19 protein-coding genes, 1 tRNA gene and 1 pseudogene are annotated in these 18,150 nt (G+C 73.9%); 14 read left to right on the top strand and 7 right to left on the bottom strand.

All coding sequences use genetic code 11. From position 1 onward, the window contains the following. Window positions 1-4: 4 nt before the first annotated feature. Window positions 5-795, bottom strand: a pseudogene (locus ZF1_RS26800) (SDR family NAD(P)-dependent oxidoreductase). Window positions 796-943: 148 nt separating this feature from the next. Here ZF1_RS26800 and ZF1_RS26795 point away from each other — a divergent pair. After that, complete coding sequence (locus ZF1_RS26795; RefSeq protein ID WP_062398878.1) at window positions 944-1,393, top strand: MarR family winged helix-turn-helix transcriptional regulator; 450 nt, start codon at window positions 944-946, stop codon at window positions 1,391-1,393. 18 nt (window positions 1,394-1,411) lie between these two features. On the opposite strand, the gene ZF1_RS26790 is transcribed toward ZF1_RS26795, so the two are convergent. The 4 genes from ZF1_RS26790 to ZF1_RS26775 form a co-directional block, all read right to left on the bottom strand. Continuing rightward, window positions 1,412-2,890 (bottom strand): dynamin family protein, encoded by a 1,479-nt coding sequence (locus ZF1_RS26790; RefSeq protein ID WP_482638621.1) that lies wholly within the window; start codon window positions 2,888-2,890, stop codon window positions 1,412-1,414. Beyond that, window positions 2,887-4,716, bottom strand: a complete 1,830-nt coding sequence (locus ZF1_RS26785; RefSeq protein WP_482638620.1) for a dynamin family protein — start codon at window positions 4,714-4,716, stop codon at window positions 2,887-2,889. The genes ZF1_RS26790 and ZF1_RS26785 overlap by 4 nt, the downstream gene beginning before the upstream one ends. Before the next feature lie 183 nt (window positions 4,717-4,899). Further along, a complete protein-coding gene (locus ZF1_RS26780) occupies window positions 4,900-5,709 on the bottom strand; it encodes an IniB N-terminal domain-containing protein (protein ID WP_482638619.1) in 810 nt (269 codons plus the stop codon). Between the two features lie 114 nt (window positions 5,710-5,823). Continuing rightward, a complete protein-coding gene (locus ZF1_RS26775; protein WP_482638618.1) occupies window positions 5,824-6,672 on the bottom strand; it encodes a hypothetical protein in 849 nt (282 codons plus the stop codon). Between the two features lie 241 nt (window positions 6,673-6,913). Between ZF1_RS26775 and ZF1_RS26770 the strand changes: the two genes are divergently transcribed. The 11 genes from ZF1_RS26770 to ZF1_RS26720 all read left to right on the top strand — a co-directional run bounded on the left by ZF1_RS26770 (window position 6,914) and on the right by ZF1_RS26720 (window position 15,543). After that, entirely contained in the window at window positions 6,914-8,506 is a 1,593-nt protein-coding gene (locus ZF1_RS26770; RefSeq protein ID WP_482638617.1) for an Hsp70 family protein, read from the top strand. Window positions 8,507-8,517: 11 nt separating this feature from the next. After that, window positions 8,518-8,976 (top strand): hypothetical protein, encoded by a 459-nt coding sequence (locus ZF1_RS26765; protein WP_482638616.1) that lies wholly within the window; start codon window positions 8,518-8,520, stop codon window positions 8,974-8,976. 284 nt (window positions 8,977-9,260) lie between these two features. Then, the gene (locus tag ZF1_RS26760) at window positions 9,261-9,593 is read left to right on the top strand and encodes a hypothetical protein (RefSeq protein WP_167410005.1); all 333 of its coding nucleotides are present in this window, start codon (window positions 9,261-9,263) and stop codon (window positions 9,591-9,593) included. A 79-nt stretch (window positions 9,594-9,672) separates the two neighbouring features. After that, window positions 9,673-10,485, top strand: coding sequence for a DMT family transporter (locus tag ZF1_RS26755; protein WP_139282843.1), 813 nt, complete (start codon window positions 9,673-9,675; stop codon window positions 10,483-10,485). Window positions 10,486-10,494: 9 nt separating this feature from the next. Next, window positions 10,495-11,217 carry an alpha/beta fold hydrolase gene (locus tag ZF1_RS26750; RefSeq protein ID WP_405420877.1) on the top strand — a complete coding sequence of 241 codons (723 nt, stop codon included), beginning with the start codon at window positions 10,495-10,497 and terminating at the stop codon, window positions 11,215-11,217. Window positions 11,218-11,260: 43 nt separating this feature from the next. Further along, window positions 11,261-11,599 (top strand): MmcQ/YjbR family DNA-binding protein, encoded by a 339-nt coding sequence (locus ZF1_RS26745; protein WP_208826833.1) that lies wholly within the window; start codon window positions 11,261-11,263, stop codon window positions 11,597-11,599. A gap of 15 nt (window positions 11,600-11,614) precedes the next feature. Then, a complete protein-coding gene (locus ZF1_RS26740) occupies window positions 11,615-12,568 on the top strand; it encodes a ketopantoate reductase family protein (protein ID WP_482638615.1) in 954 nt (317 codons plus the stop codon). Further along, entirely contained in the window at window positions 12,565-13,212 is a 648-nt protein-coding gene (locus ZF1_RS26735; RefSeq protein WP_482638614.1) for a maleylpyruvate isomerase N-terminal domain-containing protein, read from the top strand. The genes ZF1_RS26740 and ZF1_RS26735 overlap by 4 nt, the downstream gene beginning before the upstream one ends. Window positions 13,213-13,464: 252 nt before the next feature. Next, on the top strand, window positions 13,465-14,337 hold the full coding sequence (locus ZF1_RS26730) for a hypothetical protein (protein ID WP_482638613.1): 873 nt from the start codon (window positions 13,465-13,467) through the stop codon (window positions 14,335-14,337). Window positions 14,338-14,481: 144 nt separating this feature from the next. Then, window positions 14,482-15,114: a pyridoxamine 5'-phosphate oxidase family protein gene (locus ZF1_RS26725; RefSeq protein WP_482638612.1), complete on the top strand. Its 633-nt coding sequence runs from the start codon at window positions 14,482-14,484 to the stop codon at window positions 15,112-15,114. Between the two features lie 54 nt (window positions 15,115-15,168). Next, window positions 15,169-15,543, top strand: coding sequence for a hypothetical protein (locus tag ZF1_RS26720; protein WP_251783378.1), 375 nt, complete (start codon window positions 15,169-15,171; stop codon window positions 15,541-15,543). Between the two features lie 207 nt (window positions 15,544-15,750). Here the strand turns inward: ZF1_RS26720 and ZF1_RS26715 are convergent. Further along, a tRNA-Gly gene (locus ZF1_RS26715) sits at window positions 15,751-15,821 on the bottom strand. A gap of 163 nt (window positions 15,822-15,984) precedes the next feature. Here ZF1_RS26715 and ZF1_RS26710 point away from each other — a divergent pair. Together ZF1_RS26710 and dcd are read left to right on the top strand one after the other, a co-directional pair. Then, complete coding sequence (locus ZF1_RS26710) at window positions 15,985-17,166, top strand: UDP-N-acetylglucosamine 2-epimerase (RefSeq protein ID WP_482638611.1); 1,182 nt, start codon at window positions 15,985-15,987, stop codon at window positions 17,164-17,166. Window positions 17,167-17,192: 26 nt separating this feature from the next. After that, on the top strand, window positions 17,193-17,777 hold the full coding sequence (gene dcd / locus ZF1_RS26705; RefSeq protein ID WP_251783382.1) for a dCTP deaminase: 585 nt from the start codon (window positions 17,193-17,195) through the stop codon (window positions 17,775-17,777). Between the two features lie 2 nt (window positions 17,778-17,779). Here dcd and ZF1_RS26700 read toward each other — a convergent pair whose 3' ends face one another. Further along, window positions 17,780-18,085 carry an ArsR/SmtB family transcription factor gene (locus ZF1_RS26700; protein WP_062398839.1) on the bottom strand — a complete coding sequence of 102 codons (306 nt, stop codon included), beginning with the start codon at window positions 18,083-18,085 and terminating at the stop codon, window positions 17,780-17,782. Between the last annotated feature and the right edge of the window lie 65 nt (window positions 18,086-18,150).

Here is an 18,150-nt window from a genome sequence, read left to right as displayed (position 1 = left end):
CCGGTCAGGGCAGGATCGAGTCGACGTAGCCGCCGTCCACGCGGACCGCGGCCCCGGTCGTGGCCGAGGCCAGCGGCGACGCCAGGTAGGTCACCATGTGGGCGATCTCCTCGGGCTCGATCAGCCGCTGGATCAGCGACTGGGGCCGGTGGGCGCGCATGAACTCGCGCTGCGCCTCGTCCCAGGGCAGGGCCGGGTCCACCAGCTGGTACACGAAGTCCTCGACGCCCGCGGTGTGCGTCGGCCCGGCGATCACCGAGTTGACGGTGACCCCGCTGCCGGCCGCCTCCTTGGCGAACCCGCGGGACAGCGCGAGCAGCGCCGTCTTGGACACGCCGTAGTGGATCATCTCGGCCGGGATGACGACCGCGGAGTCGCTGGCAATGTTCTGGATGCGGCCCCAGCCGCGGTCGCGCATGCCGGGCAGGTAGGTCCGGATGAGGCGGGCCGCGGTCAGGACGTTGACCTCGAAGTAGCGGCGCCAGTCGTCGTCGGTGATGGTGAGGGCCTCCTGGGCACCGAAGACGCCCAGGTTGTTGACCAGGACGTCGACCCCGGGCAGCTCCGCCGCCAGGTCGCGGTGCCGTCGTCGGTGGTGACGTCGGCCGCCACGCCGACGACCTCTCCGCCGGACTCGTCGCGCACCCGGGCGACGGCCGCGTCGACCCGTTCCGCGGTCCGGCCGTTGACCGCGACCCGGGCGCCCGCGCGGGCGAGGTCGACGGCGATGGCGAGTCCGATGCCCTGGGTGGAGCCGGTGACGAGGGCGGTCCGGCCGGTGAGGTCGAGGTGCATGGCTGTCGCTTTCCAGGAGTCGGGGTGGCCGTCTCGTATCGTGGTGTCGGCACGTGCAACAGTCGGCGTACGCTTATAGTTGCACACGCTGGTTATTGCCGACGCCGACAACGTAGCACCGTGACCCGGGCCGAAGGGGAGGCACACCATGTCGCTCGACGACGACGCGGTCGAGACGCGGGCGCGGGGGTGGCGCACCCTGGCCGCCCTGCACGCCCGGCTGGAGGACGACCTGGAGCGGGCGTTGCAGCGCTCCTACGGGCTGTCGGTGGTGGAGTACACCGTGCTCGACGCGCTGGCCCGCCAGGACGGCTTCCACCTGCGGATGGCCCAGCTCTCGTCGGTGGTCGTGCTCAGCCAGTCGGCGACGACCCGGCTGGTCGGCAGGCTGGAGGACCGGGGGCTGCTGCAGCGGTACCTGTGCCCCACCGACCGCCGCGGGATCTACACCGAGCTCACCGAGCAGGGACGCCGGCTCCTGGAGAGCGCCCGTCCGGGCCACGACCGGGCGTTGGAGCAGGCGCTGGCCGACGCGGCGACGCGCCCCGAGCTGGCCCCGCTGGTCGCGGCGCTGCACGCCCTCGACGCGACGCCCTGATCCCTCGGCCCTGATCCCTCAGTGGTGCGCGTGCGGGCGGGACGCCTCGGCGAGCAGCCCCTCGCAGGACCGCACCACGATCCGCGCGGCCTCCGCCGACGCCCGCCCCGTCAGCGGGCTCTCCGCCCGCCGCCTCCAGCGGCGCAGCGCCTCGGAGGCGGCGTCGTGGACCTCGCGCGGACCCGCGGCGCCGTCGAGCCCGAGCCGGGCCGCAGCCGAGCCGCCCTCGCCGCCGAGCAGCCGTTCGGCGTCGGCGAGCGCCTCGGGCGGGAACACGATCTTGCCGGCGCGCAGGTCGGCCAGCGCCCGCAGCTCGACGAACTCGTGCGCCCCGGCCAGGATCCGCTCCACCTCGGCACGCAGGGCGGCCGTCGCCGGGCGGGGCTCGCGGGTCAGTACGAGGTCGACCGCGAGCAGCGCGGAGCGGGCCTTGAGCAGGTCGCGGCGCTCGGAGAACTGGGTGTCGAGCACCGAGCGCAGCTCGTCGAGACCGGAACGGCGCACCAGGTCGTCGGCCAGCGCGGTCGGGTCCTTCACGCCCTGCCGGATCAGCGTCGTCCCGAGCCGGACACCGAACAGGCCGAACCGCTCCAGCAGCGCGATCCGGGTGGCGGCGTCGGGCCGGTCGAGGTCGGTGCGGCCGAAGCGGTCGGCCGAGAGCAGCAGCGCCTCGACGTCGCCCCGCGGGAGCGCGGCCAGCTCGGTGAGCGCGACGTACTCGTCCTGCCGCATGGTGCGGGCGGTCTCGGCGAGCAGTCCGGCGACGGCGACGACGGACTGGCACAGCCCCCGCAGCTTGTCGTCGCCGCGGTAGCGCCGGGCGATCCGGCGCGCGGAGATCAGTGCGTCGAGCCGGCCGACGCCGATCTCGTCGGCGCGTGACAGCACCGCGATGGTGTTCACCGGGGTCGCGCGGGCGACGCCGCGGTCGTGGAAGGCCTCCAGGAACCGCACGTCACCGGCGTGCAGGTGACGCATCAGGTAGACGACGGCGTCGGCGGGCGACGGCATGTCCTCCGGCGTCAGGAACTCCCCGGCCCGGCCGGCCGCATCGGCGGTCAGCGACCCGATGCCGGGGGTGTCGATGAGATTGGTGCGCCGCAGGTGCTGCGACGGCCAGTCGACGTGCAGCCGGTCGACGTCCTCCACCCGGGTGCCCTGCAGGTCGATCTGCAGCGCACCGTCGCGCCGGGCCAGGGTGAGGGGGCGGTCCGCGCCGGAGCGCAGGTGCATCCGCACGCCCGGGGCCGGCGCGTCGGCGTACCAGGTGACGATGCGGGTGCACTCGCCCGCGTCGGTGGGGGCGATCCGCTCGCCGACCAGGGCGTTGAGCAGCGTGGACTTGCCGGCCTTGACCTTGCCGGCGATCGCGACGCGCAGCGGCTCGTCGAACCGCTCCAGATGGTGGCGCAGCCACCCGGCGGCCTGCGGCGAGTCCCCGTAGGCGTCCAGGGTGCGGCGCAGCAGCGCACGGGTCTGGTCGGTCAGCGCGCTCACGCGGACGCCTCCGCCCCGGCCGCCGCGGCCAGCGCGCGGGCCCGCTCGGCGAGGCCGGACACCCGCTTCAGCTCGGCCTCCAGGTCCGCGACGCGCTTCTGCCGCGACGCGTCGTCCTTCAGCGCGGTCTGGGCGGCCGAGACCGACTCCTTCAACGCGTCGGACAGCTCGTCGGCGACGGTGGTGAAGTGGTCGCGCAGGTCGCGCTGGATCCGGCGCAGGTTGTCCCGCGAGTCCTTGCCGACCTGGAAGGTGACCTCGTCGATGTGGCGGCGCACCGCGTTCTTCGACTCGGCCTGGCGACGCTGCTTCATGCGCTTCTTCTCGTCGCGCACGGTCTTGGCACCGAACAGCAGTCCCGCGCCGACCGAGACCGGATTGAGCAGAGCGAACCCGGCGACGGTCGAGGCCAGGCCGAGCATCAGCATGCCGCCGTAGCCACCGCGGGCGCCGACGAAGAGCTTCTGGCCGACGCCGAACTTCTCGTCCGCGGGCATGTCCAGCGGGTCCACCAGGCCGGCCACCGACCCGCCGGCCACGCGGAGTTCGGGCAGCGTGACGTCGACGGCCTCCGCGAAGTGGTCGGCGACCTGCTCGGCCAGCCAGCGGGCCCGCTCGGTGGTCCACACGAAGTTCTGCGCGACGGCGTGGGCGACCTGCTTGTGGAACCACTCGGCGAACTGTTCCCAGATGTCGGCCGGGTCGGCGTCCTCGAGCAGCTGCTCGGCGTCGCGGGAGACCGCCCGCAGCCGGTCGCGCAGGTCGTAGTCGATGTCGGCGATGAGGTCGGCGACGCCGTCGTTCAGCGTGGTCTGCCAGCGTGCGGACCGCTGTCGCAGCCCGTCGACGCGCGACCGGGCCGACTCCAGCTCACGGGCGAGCTGCCCGGCCTTCTCCGGGTCGTTCTGCGACATGAGCTCGGCACGCATCGTCGACTCCAGCGCCTGGCAGGTGACCAGAACGTCCTGGCTTGTCGAACGGCGGTCCAGGTCGTCGGCGGCGGAGACGACCTTGCGCAGCAGGAAGCTGGTGAGCGCCTGGAAGCCGGACTCCGCGATGAGGTCGAGGTCCTGGGTACGGGCCGCGTGCAGCCGCAGTGCGGAGGAGACCGGCAGCAGCCGGGCGTCGATCCCGGCGGTCCGCAGGTGACCCTCGTCCAGCTCCACGATGCGGCGCCAGTGCGGGTAGAGGTCGGTCTTGGTGACGACGCAGGCGACGTTGGGGCACAGCTTGCGCGCCGCCTGCAGGAACTCCAGCTCCGGAGCTGTGTACTCCTGGCTGGCGTCGGAGACCAGCAGCACGGCGTCCGCTGTGGGCAGGGCCGACATCGTGGCCGCGCCGTGGGCCGACCCGAGGCCACCGACCCCGGGGGTGTCCACGAGTGCGAGTCCGCTCTGCAGGAGCTTGCGGGGTAGCGTCACCTCGGCGCGGGTCAGGCCGGCGCGGTTGCCCGGGTTGCCGCCCTCGGACACGTGGTCCGCGAGCTCGTCCAACCCGACGACCGTCCGCTCGGCCTTCTCGGCCAGGGCCCCGTCGGTACCGGCGATCTCACGGACCAGCGTCACCGACGTCTCCTCGCCGAAGCGGACGAGGGTCGGCACGGCGGTGGCGATGTCGTCGTCGACGGGACAGACGGCGGCGTTCACGAGGGCGTTCACGAGCTGGCTCTTGCCCTGCTTGAACTCGCCCACCACGAGGACCCGGACCACCGGGTCCGACAGCCTGGTCCTGGTCTGGCGCAGCCGGGGAGCGAGGTCGGGGCGGTCGTAGGCCGTGACCGCCTTGAGGGCGAGGTCGACCAGCGCGACCGCCTCCGGTACCGCCACGTGCGTTGCGCCCCCCATCGCTCCGGAGCGGTGCGGTCACCGCTCGTCGCGTCGCTGTCATGGATACACCAACGTCATCGGCCCCGGTCACCCACGTGAGGGTGGCCGGGGCCGATGGGCCGTGCAGTCGATCCTACTGCTCGCGGGCGGAGCAGGGACGATTTCTCGTCAGGGTGTCGAGGATCAGAGCAGCGAGGCGTTGACGTCGAGGTCGGCGTCGTTGAGCACGTTGACGTTGCCGCTGTCCTCGGTGACGGTCGAGGTCGAGCTGTCGACGTCGGTGTTGAACGAGTCCTCGAACGACGTGGTGGTCTCCTCGGTGGTGGTGGTCTCCGACGAGTTGTAGGAGTCGTTCACCGAGTCGTCACCGGTGGCGTTGCCGCCGCCGATGGCGACGGCGCCGCCGTCGTCGGCGGTGATGTCGCCGTAGGAGTCGGCCGAGGAGCCGTCGCCGAAGGCGACCTGGTTGTCGTCACCGTTGACCACGGCGTTGCCGTCGCCCACCGCGTTGCCGTCACCGGTGGTGATGGTCGAGTCGCGGATGTCGTCGCCGGCGGCCACCGCACCGTCGCCGGACGCGACGACGGAGTTGGTGTCGATGTCCTGGCGGAAGTCGCCGCCGCCGGTGTCGATGTTCTGGTTGATCGAGTTGTCGACGATGGTGTCGCGGTCGTCGACGTTGTAGGTGTAGTGGTTGTTGGTCACGTACTTGTCGATGTACTTGACCGGGTCCTCGCCGTGGTGCACGGGCGGCGGCGGCGGGGTGTGGTGGTGGCCGCCGCCGTGGCCGCCGCCGGTGTTGTAGTCGCGGTCGAAGGAGACCTCGTCGTTGTCCTGGGCCAGGACGATCGCGTCGCGGACGTCCTCGACGGAGACGTCGGACAGGCCGCACTGGGCGAGCAGGCCCTGGGGGTCGTCCTTGAACTCGGCCAGGAGCTTCGGGTCCTTCAGCAGGTCCAGGATGAACTGGATCAGGGTCTTCTCGGCGGACATGGCGTTCTCCTCAGGGGGTGCCGTCGCGCTCGGGCGGGCGACGGAAGACGGTGGTGGCGGGGTGAGCGGGCCGGAGCCGGTGTCCGGCCCGCTCGGTCGACGACGGGAGTCGGATCAGGCGATGTCGAGGTCGACGTTCGCCTCGAGGCCGTTGCCGATGTTCGTGTTGCCGCTGTCGGTGGTGGTGTTCTCCACCGAGTCGTCGATGGTGGTGTTGAACGAGTCCTCGAAGCTGGTCTCGTTCGTCGTCGTGGTCGTGGTGGTCTCCTCGTTGAAGGAGCCGTTCACCGAGTTGTCGCCGGTGGCGTTGCCGCCGCCGATGGCGACGGCGCCGCCGTCGTCGGCGGTGATGTCGCCGTAGGAGTCGGCCGAGGAGCCGTCGCCGAAGGCGACCTGGTTGTCGTCGCCGTTGACCACGGCGTTGCCGTCGCCCACCGCGTTGCCGTTGCCGGTGGTGATGGTCGAATCCTCGATGTCGCGGCCGGCGGCCACGGCGCCGTCGCCGGAGGCGGTCACCGAGTTGGTCTCGATCGTCTGGCGGAAGTCGCCGCCGTCGGTGTCGACGTTCTGGTTGATCGAGTTGTCGACGACGGTGTCCCGGTCGTTGACGTGGTACTCGTAGAAGTTGTCCTTGACGTGGACCTTCTCGTGCTCCGCGCCGTGCTTGTGGCCGCCCTCGTGGTGGCCCTCGGAGCCGGCCTTCCAGGCCCAGCCGGCGTTGCCGTGGTCCCAGTCGAAGCCGGTGTCGTAGCTGCGGTCGAACGACACGGTGTCGTTGTCCTGGAGCAGGACGGCGGCGTCGCGGACGTCCTCGGCGGTCAGGTTGCCGAGACCGTGGTACTCGAGCGCGGCGTCGGGGTCCTTCAGGAACCAGTCGCGCAGCTCGATGTTCTCGTCCTTGTCCGGGCCGAGCCCGAGGATGATCTTGACGAACTCGACGAGAGAGAGGTCGCGGCCGGCCATGGTTGCCTCCGGGGCAGTGAGGTGGGTACCGGTCGTGGTGTCGGCCGGTGATGACGAGAAAGCTAGGGGCGCCGCCGGGTCCGGCCATCGGGGATCGCTCCGGGTCCGTGGGGGGGCCGTTAGGGGATCGGTCCCCAACCTCGAACTGCTGCGCCGCACGGGCTAACACCGGGGCGGCCCCCGTCGATGGTCTGGCGAGAGGACTACGCCGGCGTGCCGGTTCGACGAGGGGGGAGCAGTGATGTCGTACCTGCTCGGGATCGATCTGGGGGCCACCTCGGTGACCGCGGCCGTGCTGCGCACGGGCGGTGCCGCGGAGCCCGTACGGCTGGGGGGCCGCGACGGGAGCGACGTGCTCCCGGCGGTGCTCGTCGCGACGCCCGGGGGTGACCTGCTGTGCGGTGAGCCCGCCCGTCGCCGGGCCCCGGCCGAGCCGGACCGCGTCGCACGCGGCTTCCTCGACCGGGTCGGGGACCCGACCCCGCTGTCGCTGGGCGGCTACGCCTACGCGGCCGAGGACCTGTGCGCCCGGCTGGTGCGTGTCCTGGTCGACGAGGTGTCCACCCGGCACGGCGGCCCGCCGTCGCGGATCGGGGTCACCTGCCCGGTGGGCTGGGGCCGCCACAAGCGCGACCTGCTGGCCGCCGCCCTGCGCCGCCGCGGGCTGACCGTCTCCCTGGTGACCGCGCCGCAGGCCGTCGCGCTCGCCCACCGCGCCGTCGTGCCGGCCGGGGGGCCGCTCGCCGTCGTCGACCTGGGGGGCAACGGGACCACCGCGACCGTGCTGGCCGCGGCCGCACCCGGGGTGCTGCCCGACGCCGTCGGCCGCACGCTGGGCTGCCGGACCGGTGGCGTCGACGTCGACGACGCGGTGTTCGCCTTCGTCCGGTCCTCCTCCCCGGCCACGGCCGCCGCGTTCGACGCGCTCGACCCCGACGACCCGCGGACCGTCGCCGCCCTGACCGCCCTGCGGGACGAGTGCCGCGCCGCCAAGCAGCTGCTGTCCCGGGACACCGTCGCGACCGTCCGGGTGGAGATGCCCGGCCTGCGGACCGCGGTGCGGATCCACCGCTCCGACCTCGACGAGCTCACCCGCCCGCTGCTCGAGCCGGTCGCCGACCTGGTGCAGGACGTCGCCGCCGCCGCCCCCGACGCCGAGGTGCTGCTCGCCGGCGGTGCCGCGCGGATGCCGGTCGTGGTGCAGGCGGTCTCGGCGGCACTGGGCCGCCCGATCGCCGTCGTCGCGGACCCGGTGGCCGACGCCGCCCGCGGTGCCGCACTGGCCGTCGCACCGGGGGCCGGGACCTCCTGGCCCGGTGTACGGATGGCACCGCTGACCGGTGTCCCCGCGCCCCGCGAGCCCGTCGACCCGGCCGGGCGCAGCCCGTGGGACCGGCCCGGGCCGGAGGCCACCGACCGCACCGGCCGCACCGGCACGACCGACCGCATCGCGCCGGCGTGGCCGACCCGCGGCGAGCGGGAGCGGACCGCGCGGACCGAGCAGCCCGCCGCGGCCGCCACGGCCGTCGCGCTGCTCGACCCGGAGCCGCCGACCGGCCCGCTGACCGTGGTCCCCCGCCCCCGTACGGCGCAGCCCCCCCCCCCGCACGGACCTCGTTCCTCGGGGTCGGACAGCTGCCCGCGCCGTCCGCCGTCCGCCCGGAGCGGCCCGCCCCGGACACCCTGGTCACCCGGGACGCCCCGGCCACCGCCCGTCGCGCCACGATCACCCGGCAGCGCCTGGTGGTCGGTGCCGGTGGTCTCGCCGGTGCCGCCGCCATCGCGGGTGCGCTGCTGTTCTGGCCCACGACGAGCCCCGGGATCGGTGAGCTGAGCGCGGCCCCCGTGCTGAGCTCACCGGCCGTCGCGCCGGCCCCGGTCGCCCCGGGCGCCGCCCCGGCCGCCGGCGTCGCCGCCGGTCCGGCCGCGGGCGCCCCCGTGGGCGGGAGGCACGCCGCCGCCGGTGGCGCCGGTGCCTCGGGTGGCGCGGCCACCGGGGGCACGGCGGCCCGCCCCGCCGCGGGTGCTGCCGCTCCGGTCGCTGCCGTCGCCCCGGCTCCCGCTGCGGCGGCTCCGACGCCGGTCGTGCCCCCCGCCCCGGTGGTGTCGACCCCTCCGGTCACGACGCCGCCGGCGACGACTCCGGGCCCGAGCAAGGCGCCGGAGGGCCCGCCCGACCCGCCGGTCACCACCCCGCCGGTCACGACTCCGCCCGCCACCGGCCCGACCACCCCGGTCCCGGACCCGACGACCACGGCCCCCGCGCCGACGTCGACCACCCCGGCCGCGGGTGCGGCTGCGTGATCATTCTGTCGGACAGGGAATCCACCGCCGATCACCCTCTGCGCTGCGACGACAGCGCCGAGTGACCCCCACCCCGTCCCGCCCGGGCCCCGGGGCGGGATGATTCGGACCGCCGGGCCGGCGTGGACACGGGAGCCCCCACGCCGGCTCGGCCCCATGCACCTTGCGATACGGCCGTGCCCGAAGGTGTGACCGCCACCGCGTCGCGTCGGCCGTGTCCACCCCCTCCGACGTGGTAAAACACTGGTCGTCACGGTTGGGGCACGGTGTGAGAGGGGCGCGTGGTGACGCGGTTGGCGGGGGCGGTCATCGGCATGGCGGCGGGTGCGTTGGTGCTCGCGTATGTCGTGGTGGGCTGGCCCATCCTGGTGGTCGGAGGGCCGCTGCTGGTGGGGGTGGCCCTGACGGTCGGCATCCTGGTCCTCACCGAGCGCCCGCGGGCCCTGCTGGCGCAGCGCCGGGCGACCCAGGGCGGCACGTCCCCCTGGCAGGCCGCCGCCGGTACACGTGACGAGCAGCCCGGCAGCGGGCTGATGAGCGGCTTCTTCGAGATGCCCGCGGCGCTGCCCGAGCAGCGGCCCGCCCCGTCGGACGCCCGCCCGGCCGGCACCCGGTAGCGGTACGTCACAATCGGCCGGTGCCGATCACTCCGCGTGCCGCCCGTGCCCTGACCCGGGCCCGCCCGTGCTGATCGGCATGCTCTTCGCGGTGTTCGCGATGCTCTGCAGCACCGTCGCCGCCATCCTCCAGGCCGACGCGGCCGACCAGGGCGGGCGCACCAGCGCCGTCCTGGCCCGCCCCCGGTTCCTCGGCGGGATCGCGATGGACATCGTCACCTGGCTCTGCATGGTCGTCGCGCTGCAGTTCATCCCCATCTTCGCGGTGCAGGCGACGCTCGCCGGGGCCATCGCGATGACCGCCCTGTACGCCCGCTACTTCCGCGGCGAGTGGCTGCGGCCGGTGCACCGGCTCGCCATCGGCGCCAGCATGCTCGGGCTCGCGTTCGTCGCCGGCAGCGCGGGGACCGAGCGCAAGCAGGCCCTGACCGGCCACGGCACGACCGTCGCCGTCCTGATCGCGGCGCTCGTCGCGATCATGGGGGTGACGCTGGCGATCGCGAACTCGACCAAGCCGTGGCCGTCGGCGGTGCTCGCCGGGCTCGGGCTGGGCGGCGGCTCGGTCTGCATCCGCGCGATGCACGTCTCCGACGGTGTGGACCTGGGGAGCCTGCTGCGCGAGCCGCTCGTGTACATCCTGGTCGGGATGGCCCTGACCGGCCTGTACAACTACGCCCGCGCGCTGCAGCTCGGCGACGTCTCCACGGTCACCGCGCTCTACATGGTCACCCAGGTCGTCGTGCCCGGTCTGGTCGGCATCACCCTGCTCGACGACACCGTCCGCCCCGGTCTGTGGTGGCTGCTGCTGCTCGGGCTGGCGCTCGTCGTCTACGGCACCTCGATCCTGGCGCGGCGCCGTCCGGAGAAGCGGACTCCCCCGCGGGTGGCCTAGTTTCGGGCCATGCCCTCCTTCGAGCGCCCCGGTGTGACCCTGCACTACGAGGAGCACGGCACGGGGTTCCCGGTCCTGCTGCTGGCCCCGGGCGGCATGAACTCGACGATCGCGGCCTGGGGCAACGCCCCCTGGGACCCGGTCACCCACCTCGCGCAGCGGTACCGCGTCATCGCGATGGACCAGCGCAACGCCGGGTCCTCGGTCGCCGAGGTCCACGGCAGCGACGGCTGGGACACCTATACCGCCGACCAGCTCGCCCTGCTCGACCACCTCGGCGTCGACGAGTGCGCGGTGCTCGGCATGTGCATCGGCGGCGCCTTCATCGCGAACCTGCTGGTCACCGCGCCGCAACGCGTCCGGGCCGCGGTCGCGCTGCAGCCCATCGGCCGCGCCGACAACCAGCACCTGTTCGAGGAGAAGTTCGACGAGTGGCGCGCCGGGATCGAGGCCGACCACCCCGGGGTCCCCGACGACGACTGGGCGGCGTTCCGCACGAACATGTGGGGCGGCGGCGGGATGCTGTACTCCGTCCCCGACGAGGCGCTCGCCCACGTCGCGACGCCGTGGCTGGTACTGATGGGGATCGACGCCTTCCACCCGGAGCCCGTGTCGCGCCGCCTCGCCGGGCTCGCGCCGGGCGCGGAGCTGGTCGAGCAGTGGAAGGTCGAGCCGCACGTGGCCGACGGCCGCGCCGCCGTCGACCGGTTCCTCGCGGCCCACCTGGTCTGATTCCTCCACGACGGGCAGCGCCCGCCGCGGGCACCATGACCCCATGCCGAGCTGGGACGACGTGGTGCGGATCGGGTCCGGGCTGCCGGAGGTCGAGGAGTCGACCTGGTACCGGACGCCGTCGCTGAAGGTCCGTGGCAAGGGTTTCGCCCGGCTGCGCACCGAGGCCGAGGGCGGGCTGGTGCTGATGTGCTCGCTCGAGGAGAAGGAGGCGCTGCTCGCGTCGGGCGACCCGGCGTACTTCACGACCCCGCACTACGACGGCCACGGCGTGATCCTCGTCGACCTCGACCGGGTCGACGCGGGGCAGCTCGCGGAGCTCGTCGAGGAGGCCTGGCGGCGGAAGGCCCCGCCGTCGGTCGTGCGCCGTCGCGACGGCTGAGCCACCATCGTCGTCGTGCGCTATGTGGTGATCGGGGCAGGGGCCGTCGGCGGGACGATCGCGGCGCGGCTGCACGCGGCCGGGCGGGAGGTCGTGGTCGTCGCCCGGGGCGCGCACCTCGACGCGATCCGCGAACGCGGGCTGCGCCTCGACACCCCGGACGGGTCGACCACCCACCCGGTCGAGGCCGTCGGCACGGTCGGCGAGGCCCGGCCCACCCCCGACGACGTCGCGATCCTCGCCGTCAAGTCGCAGGACACCCCGCCGCCGCTGGCCGCGCTGCTCAAGGCGGCCCCCGGGATCACCGTGGCGTGCGCGCAGAACGGCGTCGCCAACGAGCGGCTCGCCGCGCGCCGCACCGACCGGGTGCAGGCGATGCTGGTGATCCTGCCCGCCGAGCACTACGAGCCGGGGGTGGTCGTCGCGTCGTCGTCGCCGGTCCCGGGCGTGCTCGACGTCGGCCGCTTCCCCTCCGGTGTCGACGCCACCACCGAGGCGATCGTCGCCGACCTCACCGCGGCCGGGTTCTCCTCCCGCGCCGACCCGGACGTGATGGCCGCGAAGTACGGCAAGCTGCTCACCAACCTGGCCAACGCCGTCGACGCGATCTGCGGGCTCGACGACCCGGACGCTCCCCGCCTCGTCGACGCCGTGACCGCGGAGGGCCGCGCCGTGCTGGACGCGGCCGGGATCACCGCCCGGACCGGCGACGACGACCGCGTCCGCCGGGAGGGCACCATCAGCGAGCGGCCGGTCGCGGGCGCGGCGCGGCGCGGCTCCTCGTCGTGGCAGAGCCTGCAGCGCGGGACCGGCTCCATCGAGGCCCGCTACCTCAACGGCGAGATCGTGGCCCTGGGCGCGGCGCACCGGATCGCGACCCCGGTCAACACCGAGCTGATGCGGGTGGCCGAGGAGATGGCCGCGGCCGGGGAGCAACCGGCGTCGCGGTCGGGTGCGGACCTGCTGTGACGGTCTACCCGCTCGACGTGGCGCGCCCGGCGTTCCTCGACGCGCTCGACGGGCTGTCCGCGTTGCTCGACCACGTCGACGACACCGACCTGCACGCCCGCAGCCGCTGTCACGGCTGGCTCGCCGCGGACGTCCTCGCGCACCTGCACCTGGGCCTGGTCGAGATGCTCGCCGGGTTCCCCGCCCGCACCGACCGCCCCGCCGACGCCGACCTCGCGACCTACTGGACCGCGTTTCCCGGGTCCGAGCTGCCGGACTGGGCGCACGAGCGCTTCGCCCGCGCCGTCGCGTCCGCCTACGCCCGCCCGACCGGGCAGATCGCCCACGTCGCGATGACGCTGCGCGGCCTGCGCCGGCTCGTCGCGGACCTGGACGGGCCGTACCGGCTGGAGTTCCAGGGGCACGTCCTCGACGTCGGGGACTTCGTCGGCACCTGGGTCGTCGAGGTCGTGGTGCACCACCTGGACATGACCGTCGCGTTGCCGGACGCACCGGCCCCGCCCGCGTCGGGGCTCGCGGTGGTGCGGGAGACGGTGACCCGGCTGGCCGGTCCCGACGTCGTCGCGGGGTGGGGGGACGACACCGCCCTCGCGCTCGCCGCCACCGGGCGGGAGCCGGGGATGACGCCCGTGCTGGGCTGGTAGGTGATGCTGACGGGACCGTCCTGCAGCTGCCCGATGCGTCCCCGCTCGACGGTGTTGGTCATGGCCCTCGTCCCACGACGGCACCCGGGGCACCCTCCTGCCGGGCCGGCGGGCTGCTCCGTTCCGACCCGTCATCACAAGAGATGAAGTGCGCCGTTCGGACCAAGATCATCGATAACGACAGGGTGTCGCGTGCGATGAGCAGGCAACACGGTCGGACGGATCCGGCCGCCGTCGTCGGGGAGGGTCGTCATGGTGGAGCGGTGCCGGTGCGGGGCGGAGCTGCTGGGCTCGCTGCACTTCTGCGTGGGGTGCGGACGGCCGCGGGCGCAGGCCGTCGTCCCCCGGCCGCGGACCGGGGCGGTGCAGGTCGGCGCCGGGGCCCCGGTGCCGCAGGGGCATACCGCGGTGCAGCACCCGTCGGCCGCGCAGTACCGCCCCGCCGCGCCTGCGTCGGTCCCGTCGGCCTGGGCCGGTCCGCAGCCGACCGGCTACGCGCCGGGCTGGGACGCCCCGGCCGGGTGGGGTCCGGTGGTGCCCGCCCCGTCGCGGACGCCGTGGGTCGTCGCCTCGCTGGTGCTGGTGACGCTGCTGCTGGTGGGGGCGGCGCTCCTCGTCCTGCGCCCCGACCTGCTCCCCGGCACCGCGCCCACCGTGACCCCGGCGGCCGCGCCGGTACCGGTGGTGGTCGCCCCGGCCGCGGCGCCGGTCGTGATCCCGCCGACCACCTACGTGCCGGGCTACACCCCGTCGCCGACGACGTCGCTCACCGAGCAGGCCGCCGCCGACAGCCCGCGCGTCGCCGCGACGGCCGGCTACTGGGTTCCGCAGCTGTCCTCCAAGCGCGCCGGCACCAGCGACGGCGGCATCACCTATGACGAGCAGGGCATCCTCGAGCACTACCGCGGCCTCGCCGCGCAGTACCCGGGCGCCGCGCTGGTCTGGTCCGGCGACTGGCCGGTCTTCCGCAACAGCGACTACTGGGTCGTGGTCGTCGCCCAGCCCTTCACCGCCGCGGCCGGCGCGAACGCCTGGTGCGACGCCCAGGGCTTCGGCTCCGACGACTGCTTCGCCAAGAAGATCTCCTGGAGCGACGGCCCGCAGGGATCGACGGTGCACCGGTGAGCGCGCCGTACGGGCCGTGTCCGCGGACGCCGCTGCCGGACGTGTCCGTGCTGTTCCCGTGGCGGGCGTGGACGCCGCCCGTCGTCGGACGCCCGTGACCGGAATCCACTCGGCCCCGCCCGCGTCCGCGCCTACCGTCGGCCCATGACCTCCGACGCGCACGGCACCGAGATCCGTACCCTCGCCGAGCTGCAGGGGATCACCGGGCAGCCCATCGCGCCCGCGCTGGCGAAGGAGCGCGACCACCTCGTGGACGTGCACCGCGCCTGGCTGGCGGCGTCCCGGTTCCTGCTGCTGGCGACGTCGGGCCGCGACGGCACCTGCGACGTCTCGCCGAAGGGCGACCCGGCCGGTTTCGTGCACGTCGTCGACGACCGCACGGTCGCGATCCCCGAGCGTCCCGGCAACGGCCGCGTCGACGGCTGGCGCAACGTCCTGGAGAACCCGCACGTCGGCGTGATCCTGCTGGTGCCGGGCCGCAACGACACGCTGCGCATCAACGGCCGGGCCCGGCTCGTCCGGGACGCGCCGTACTTCGACGAGCTCGCCGTGAAGGGCCGCCGGCCGCTGCTCGCCTGCGAGGTCGCGATCGACCAGATCTACTTCCACTGTCCCAAGGCGTTCCTGCGCTCCGAGCTGTGGGTGACGACGAGCTGGCCCGAGCCGGACGCGCTGCCCTCCACCGCGCAGCTCGCCAAGCGGCTCGCCCGTCCCGACGAGCCACTGGAGAGGATCGAGGAGTACTACGGTGCCGGCTACGCGGCCCGGCTCTACTGAGGGTCGCGCAGGTTACATCGAAACCGCAGGTCAGACCCTGCACAATGGGGAGACGTGACACCCCCCGTCCCGCCGCTGCGGCGCTCCCTGCGTGCCCTGCTGTCCGCCGTCCTCACCGCGCTCGCGATCCCGGTCGTGCTCGCGGCGGGTGCCGCGCTGCCGCCGGCCGCGGTGGTCGTGGGGATCGTGCTGGCGGTGGTCGTCGCCGGGGTGGCCCGCACCCTGTCCTGGGTGGCCGGGGAACCGGTCGGCGAGCGGGCGACGGCGCTGGCCGTGGCCAGCGGCCTCGGCGCGGGGACCGCGGCGATCGCGCTGGGCGTGGTCGCGGTGTTCGCCGGCCCCGCGGTGCTGGTGCTCGTCCCGTTGCTCACCGGGGCCGGGGTCGCGACCTGGTGGGTCACCCGCCGGGACGTACCGCCCGCGCTCTGACTCCATGATCACCGGTTGTGGAGTCCGGAGTGCACTCCACGGCCCCCGCGCTCCACAAACGGTGATCATGAGGCCGCACGGCGACTGCCACACGCCACCGGTCACGGACCGTCGTCGCACGGAATGGCACGAGAGACTGTTCCCCGGAGACGACGAAGGCCCAGGCTCGGCGGGAAACCTGCCGCTGACCTGGGCCTTCGTGTTCTGAGCGGATGACGGGAATCGAACCCGCGTATTCAGCTTGGGAAGCTGATGTTCTACCATTGAACTACATCCGCATGGCGTGAGATCACCCTAGCACCACGATCCGCGTACCTGTCACGGACCTCCCCTGCCCGGTCGTCGCACGATCCGACCACCGGGCGCGCGTGTCTCGACCCGGCCGCCCGCTCCGCGCACACTCGTCACCGTCGGTCAGACCTCGGCCGGAAGGCGACTGCGATGACGGTGTTCGACCCGACGTCGGGCGACGTGTCCGGGTTCCCCCCGGACCACGAGCACGACGTCCTCCTCATCGCCGGCAGCCGTCCCGAGGTCGCCCGGCTCGCCCCGGTCGCCGGGGCCGTCGCGGCGGCGGACCGCATCCGTGGGATCACCGTCGCCACCGGCCCGGACCCGATGTCCGTCCACGAGGCGTTCGAGGCCCTCGGTGTCCCCACCGACATCACGATCCTGCTGCCGCTGGAGACCGGGCCCGGCATGGCCGACGTCGCCGCGGCGCTGTTCACCCGGCTCGACCAGCTGCTCGTCGACCAGGACCCGTCCGCGGTGCTGGTGCACGGTGGTGGGCTGGCGGCAGAGGTCGCGGCGACGGTCGCGTTCTGGCGGCGGATCCCGATCGTGCACATGCAGGCCGGCATGGGTACCGACGACCTGCTGTGCCCGTTCCCGCAGGAGGCGCACCGGCGGGTCATCGGCCAGCTCGCGTCGCTGTTCCTCACCACCAGCGGCTCCGCGCTGGGCAGTCCGCTCGGCCCGAACGTGCTGACGATCGGCGACACGATCAACTCGCTGCCCGGCCCGCAGCACCAGGGCTGTGTCGACGCGCTGGAGCGGGTGCACGACCAGCACCGCAGGCTGATCGTCGTCGACCTGGCGAGGGCCTCGTCGTCGCCGGTGCTGCGCGGGATCGCGGACCTGCTGGAGCGGTACCCGAGGATCGAGATCGTGCTGTTCGGTGCGCTCGCCGCCGGGGAGACGGCGCAGTCGCTCGGGACCCACCCGCGGGTGACGGTCGTGGCCGAGCCGGCGCTGCCCGACCAGCTGGCCGTGCTCACCGCGGCGACCGTCCTGGTCAGCGACGACCACGAGCTCGTCGTCGACGCACCCGGTCTCGGCACCCTCGCGGTCCTGGTCGACGGGCCGAACGTGCCGCAGCCCGGCGACTCGATCCGCAGCATCGCCGCGCACGACGCGGCCGCCGCCGTCGCGCAGGTGCTCGACGGCGACCACGGGCGCCGCGCCGCCGCGTCGGACGGCTTCGAGGCCGCCCGCGCCGAGCAGGCCGTCGCCTGGATGTTCGGGCTGACCCGCTCGCCGCAGCTGCCCGACGACCTCGGCGGCGGCGGCCGGCACAGCCCCGGCGGGGTGGAGTCGGACTCCGAGGAGTCCTCCGAGGCGTGACCGCGGGCCCTGGATAGGGTGTCGGCGTGCTGCTCTCCGACGGTGACCTGCGCAAGGACATCGAGTCCGGCCGGCTCGTGCTCGACCCGTGGGACGTCGAGATGCTCCAGCCGTCCAGCGTCGACGTCCGGCTGGACCGGTACTTCCGCGTCTTCCAGAACTCGCGCTACACCCACATCGACCCCTCCCAGCAGCAGGACGAGCTGACGACCCCGGTCGAGACGCCGGACGGCGAGTCGTTCGTGCTGCACCCCGGCGAGTTCGTGCTGGGCTCCACGTTCGAGCGGGTCGGGCTGCCCGACGACCTGGCCGGTCGCCTGGAGGGCAAGAGCTCGCTCGGCCGTCTGGGTCTGCTGACCCACTCCACGGCCGGGTTCATCGACCCGGGCTTCACCGGCCACATCACCCTCGAGCTGTCCAACGTGGCGAACCTGCCGATCACGCTGTGGCCGGGGATGAAGATCGGGCAGCTGTGCCTGTTCCGGCTGTCCAGCCCGGCCGAACGGCCCTACGGCACCGAGGGCGTCGGGTCGCGCTACCAGGGGCAGCGGGGCCCGACGCCGTCGCGCGCGTTCCGCAACTTCCACCGCACCGACACCCGGCGGGCCTGAACTCACCCGGCGACCACGGCCGCCACGAGCCCGGGGAACCTCGCGTCGAGGTCGACGCGCCGCAGCCGGGTGCGCAGCACCCTGCCGTCGCGGCGCTGCTCGATCACGCCCGACTCCCGCAGCGTCCGCCAGTGGTGACTCGCGCTGCTCTTGGTCATGTCCGGCAGGATCTCCTGGCAGGTGAGCGTCTCGTCCTCGCCGAGTGCGGCGAGTGTGCGGACGACGCGCATCCGCACGGGGTGGTCGAGTGCTGCGATCACGGTCTCGATGCGCAGCTCGTCGGCGGCCGGGGGCGGGTTCTCCTGCACGGCCCCATAGTACGACTACAGTCGAACCGATGTGGCGGCCGTCATCTGGTGGCGACCGCTCGACC

The sequence above is a fragment of the Pseudonocardia sp. ZF1 genome, assembly GCF_056835605.1.
The sequence above is the reverse complement of the archived record's forward strand: the minus strand, read 5'-3'. Positions and strand labels throughout refer to the sequence as shown.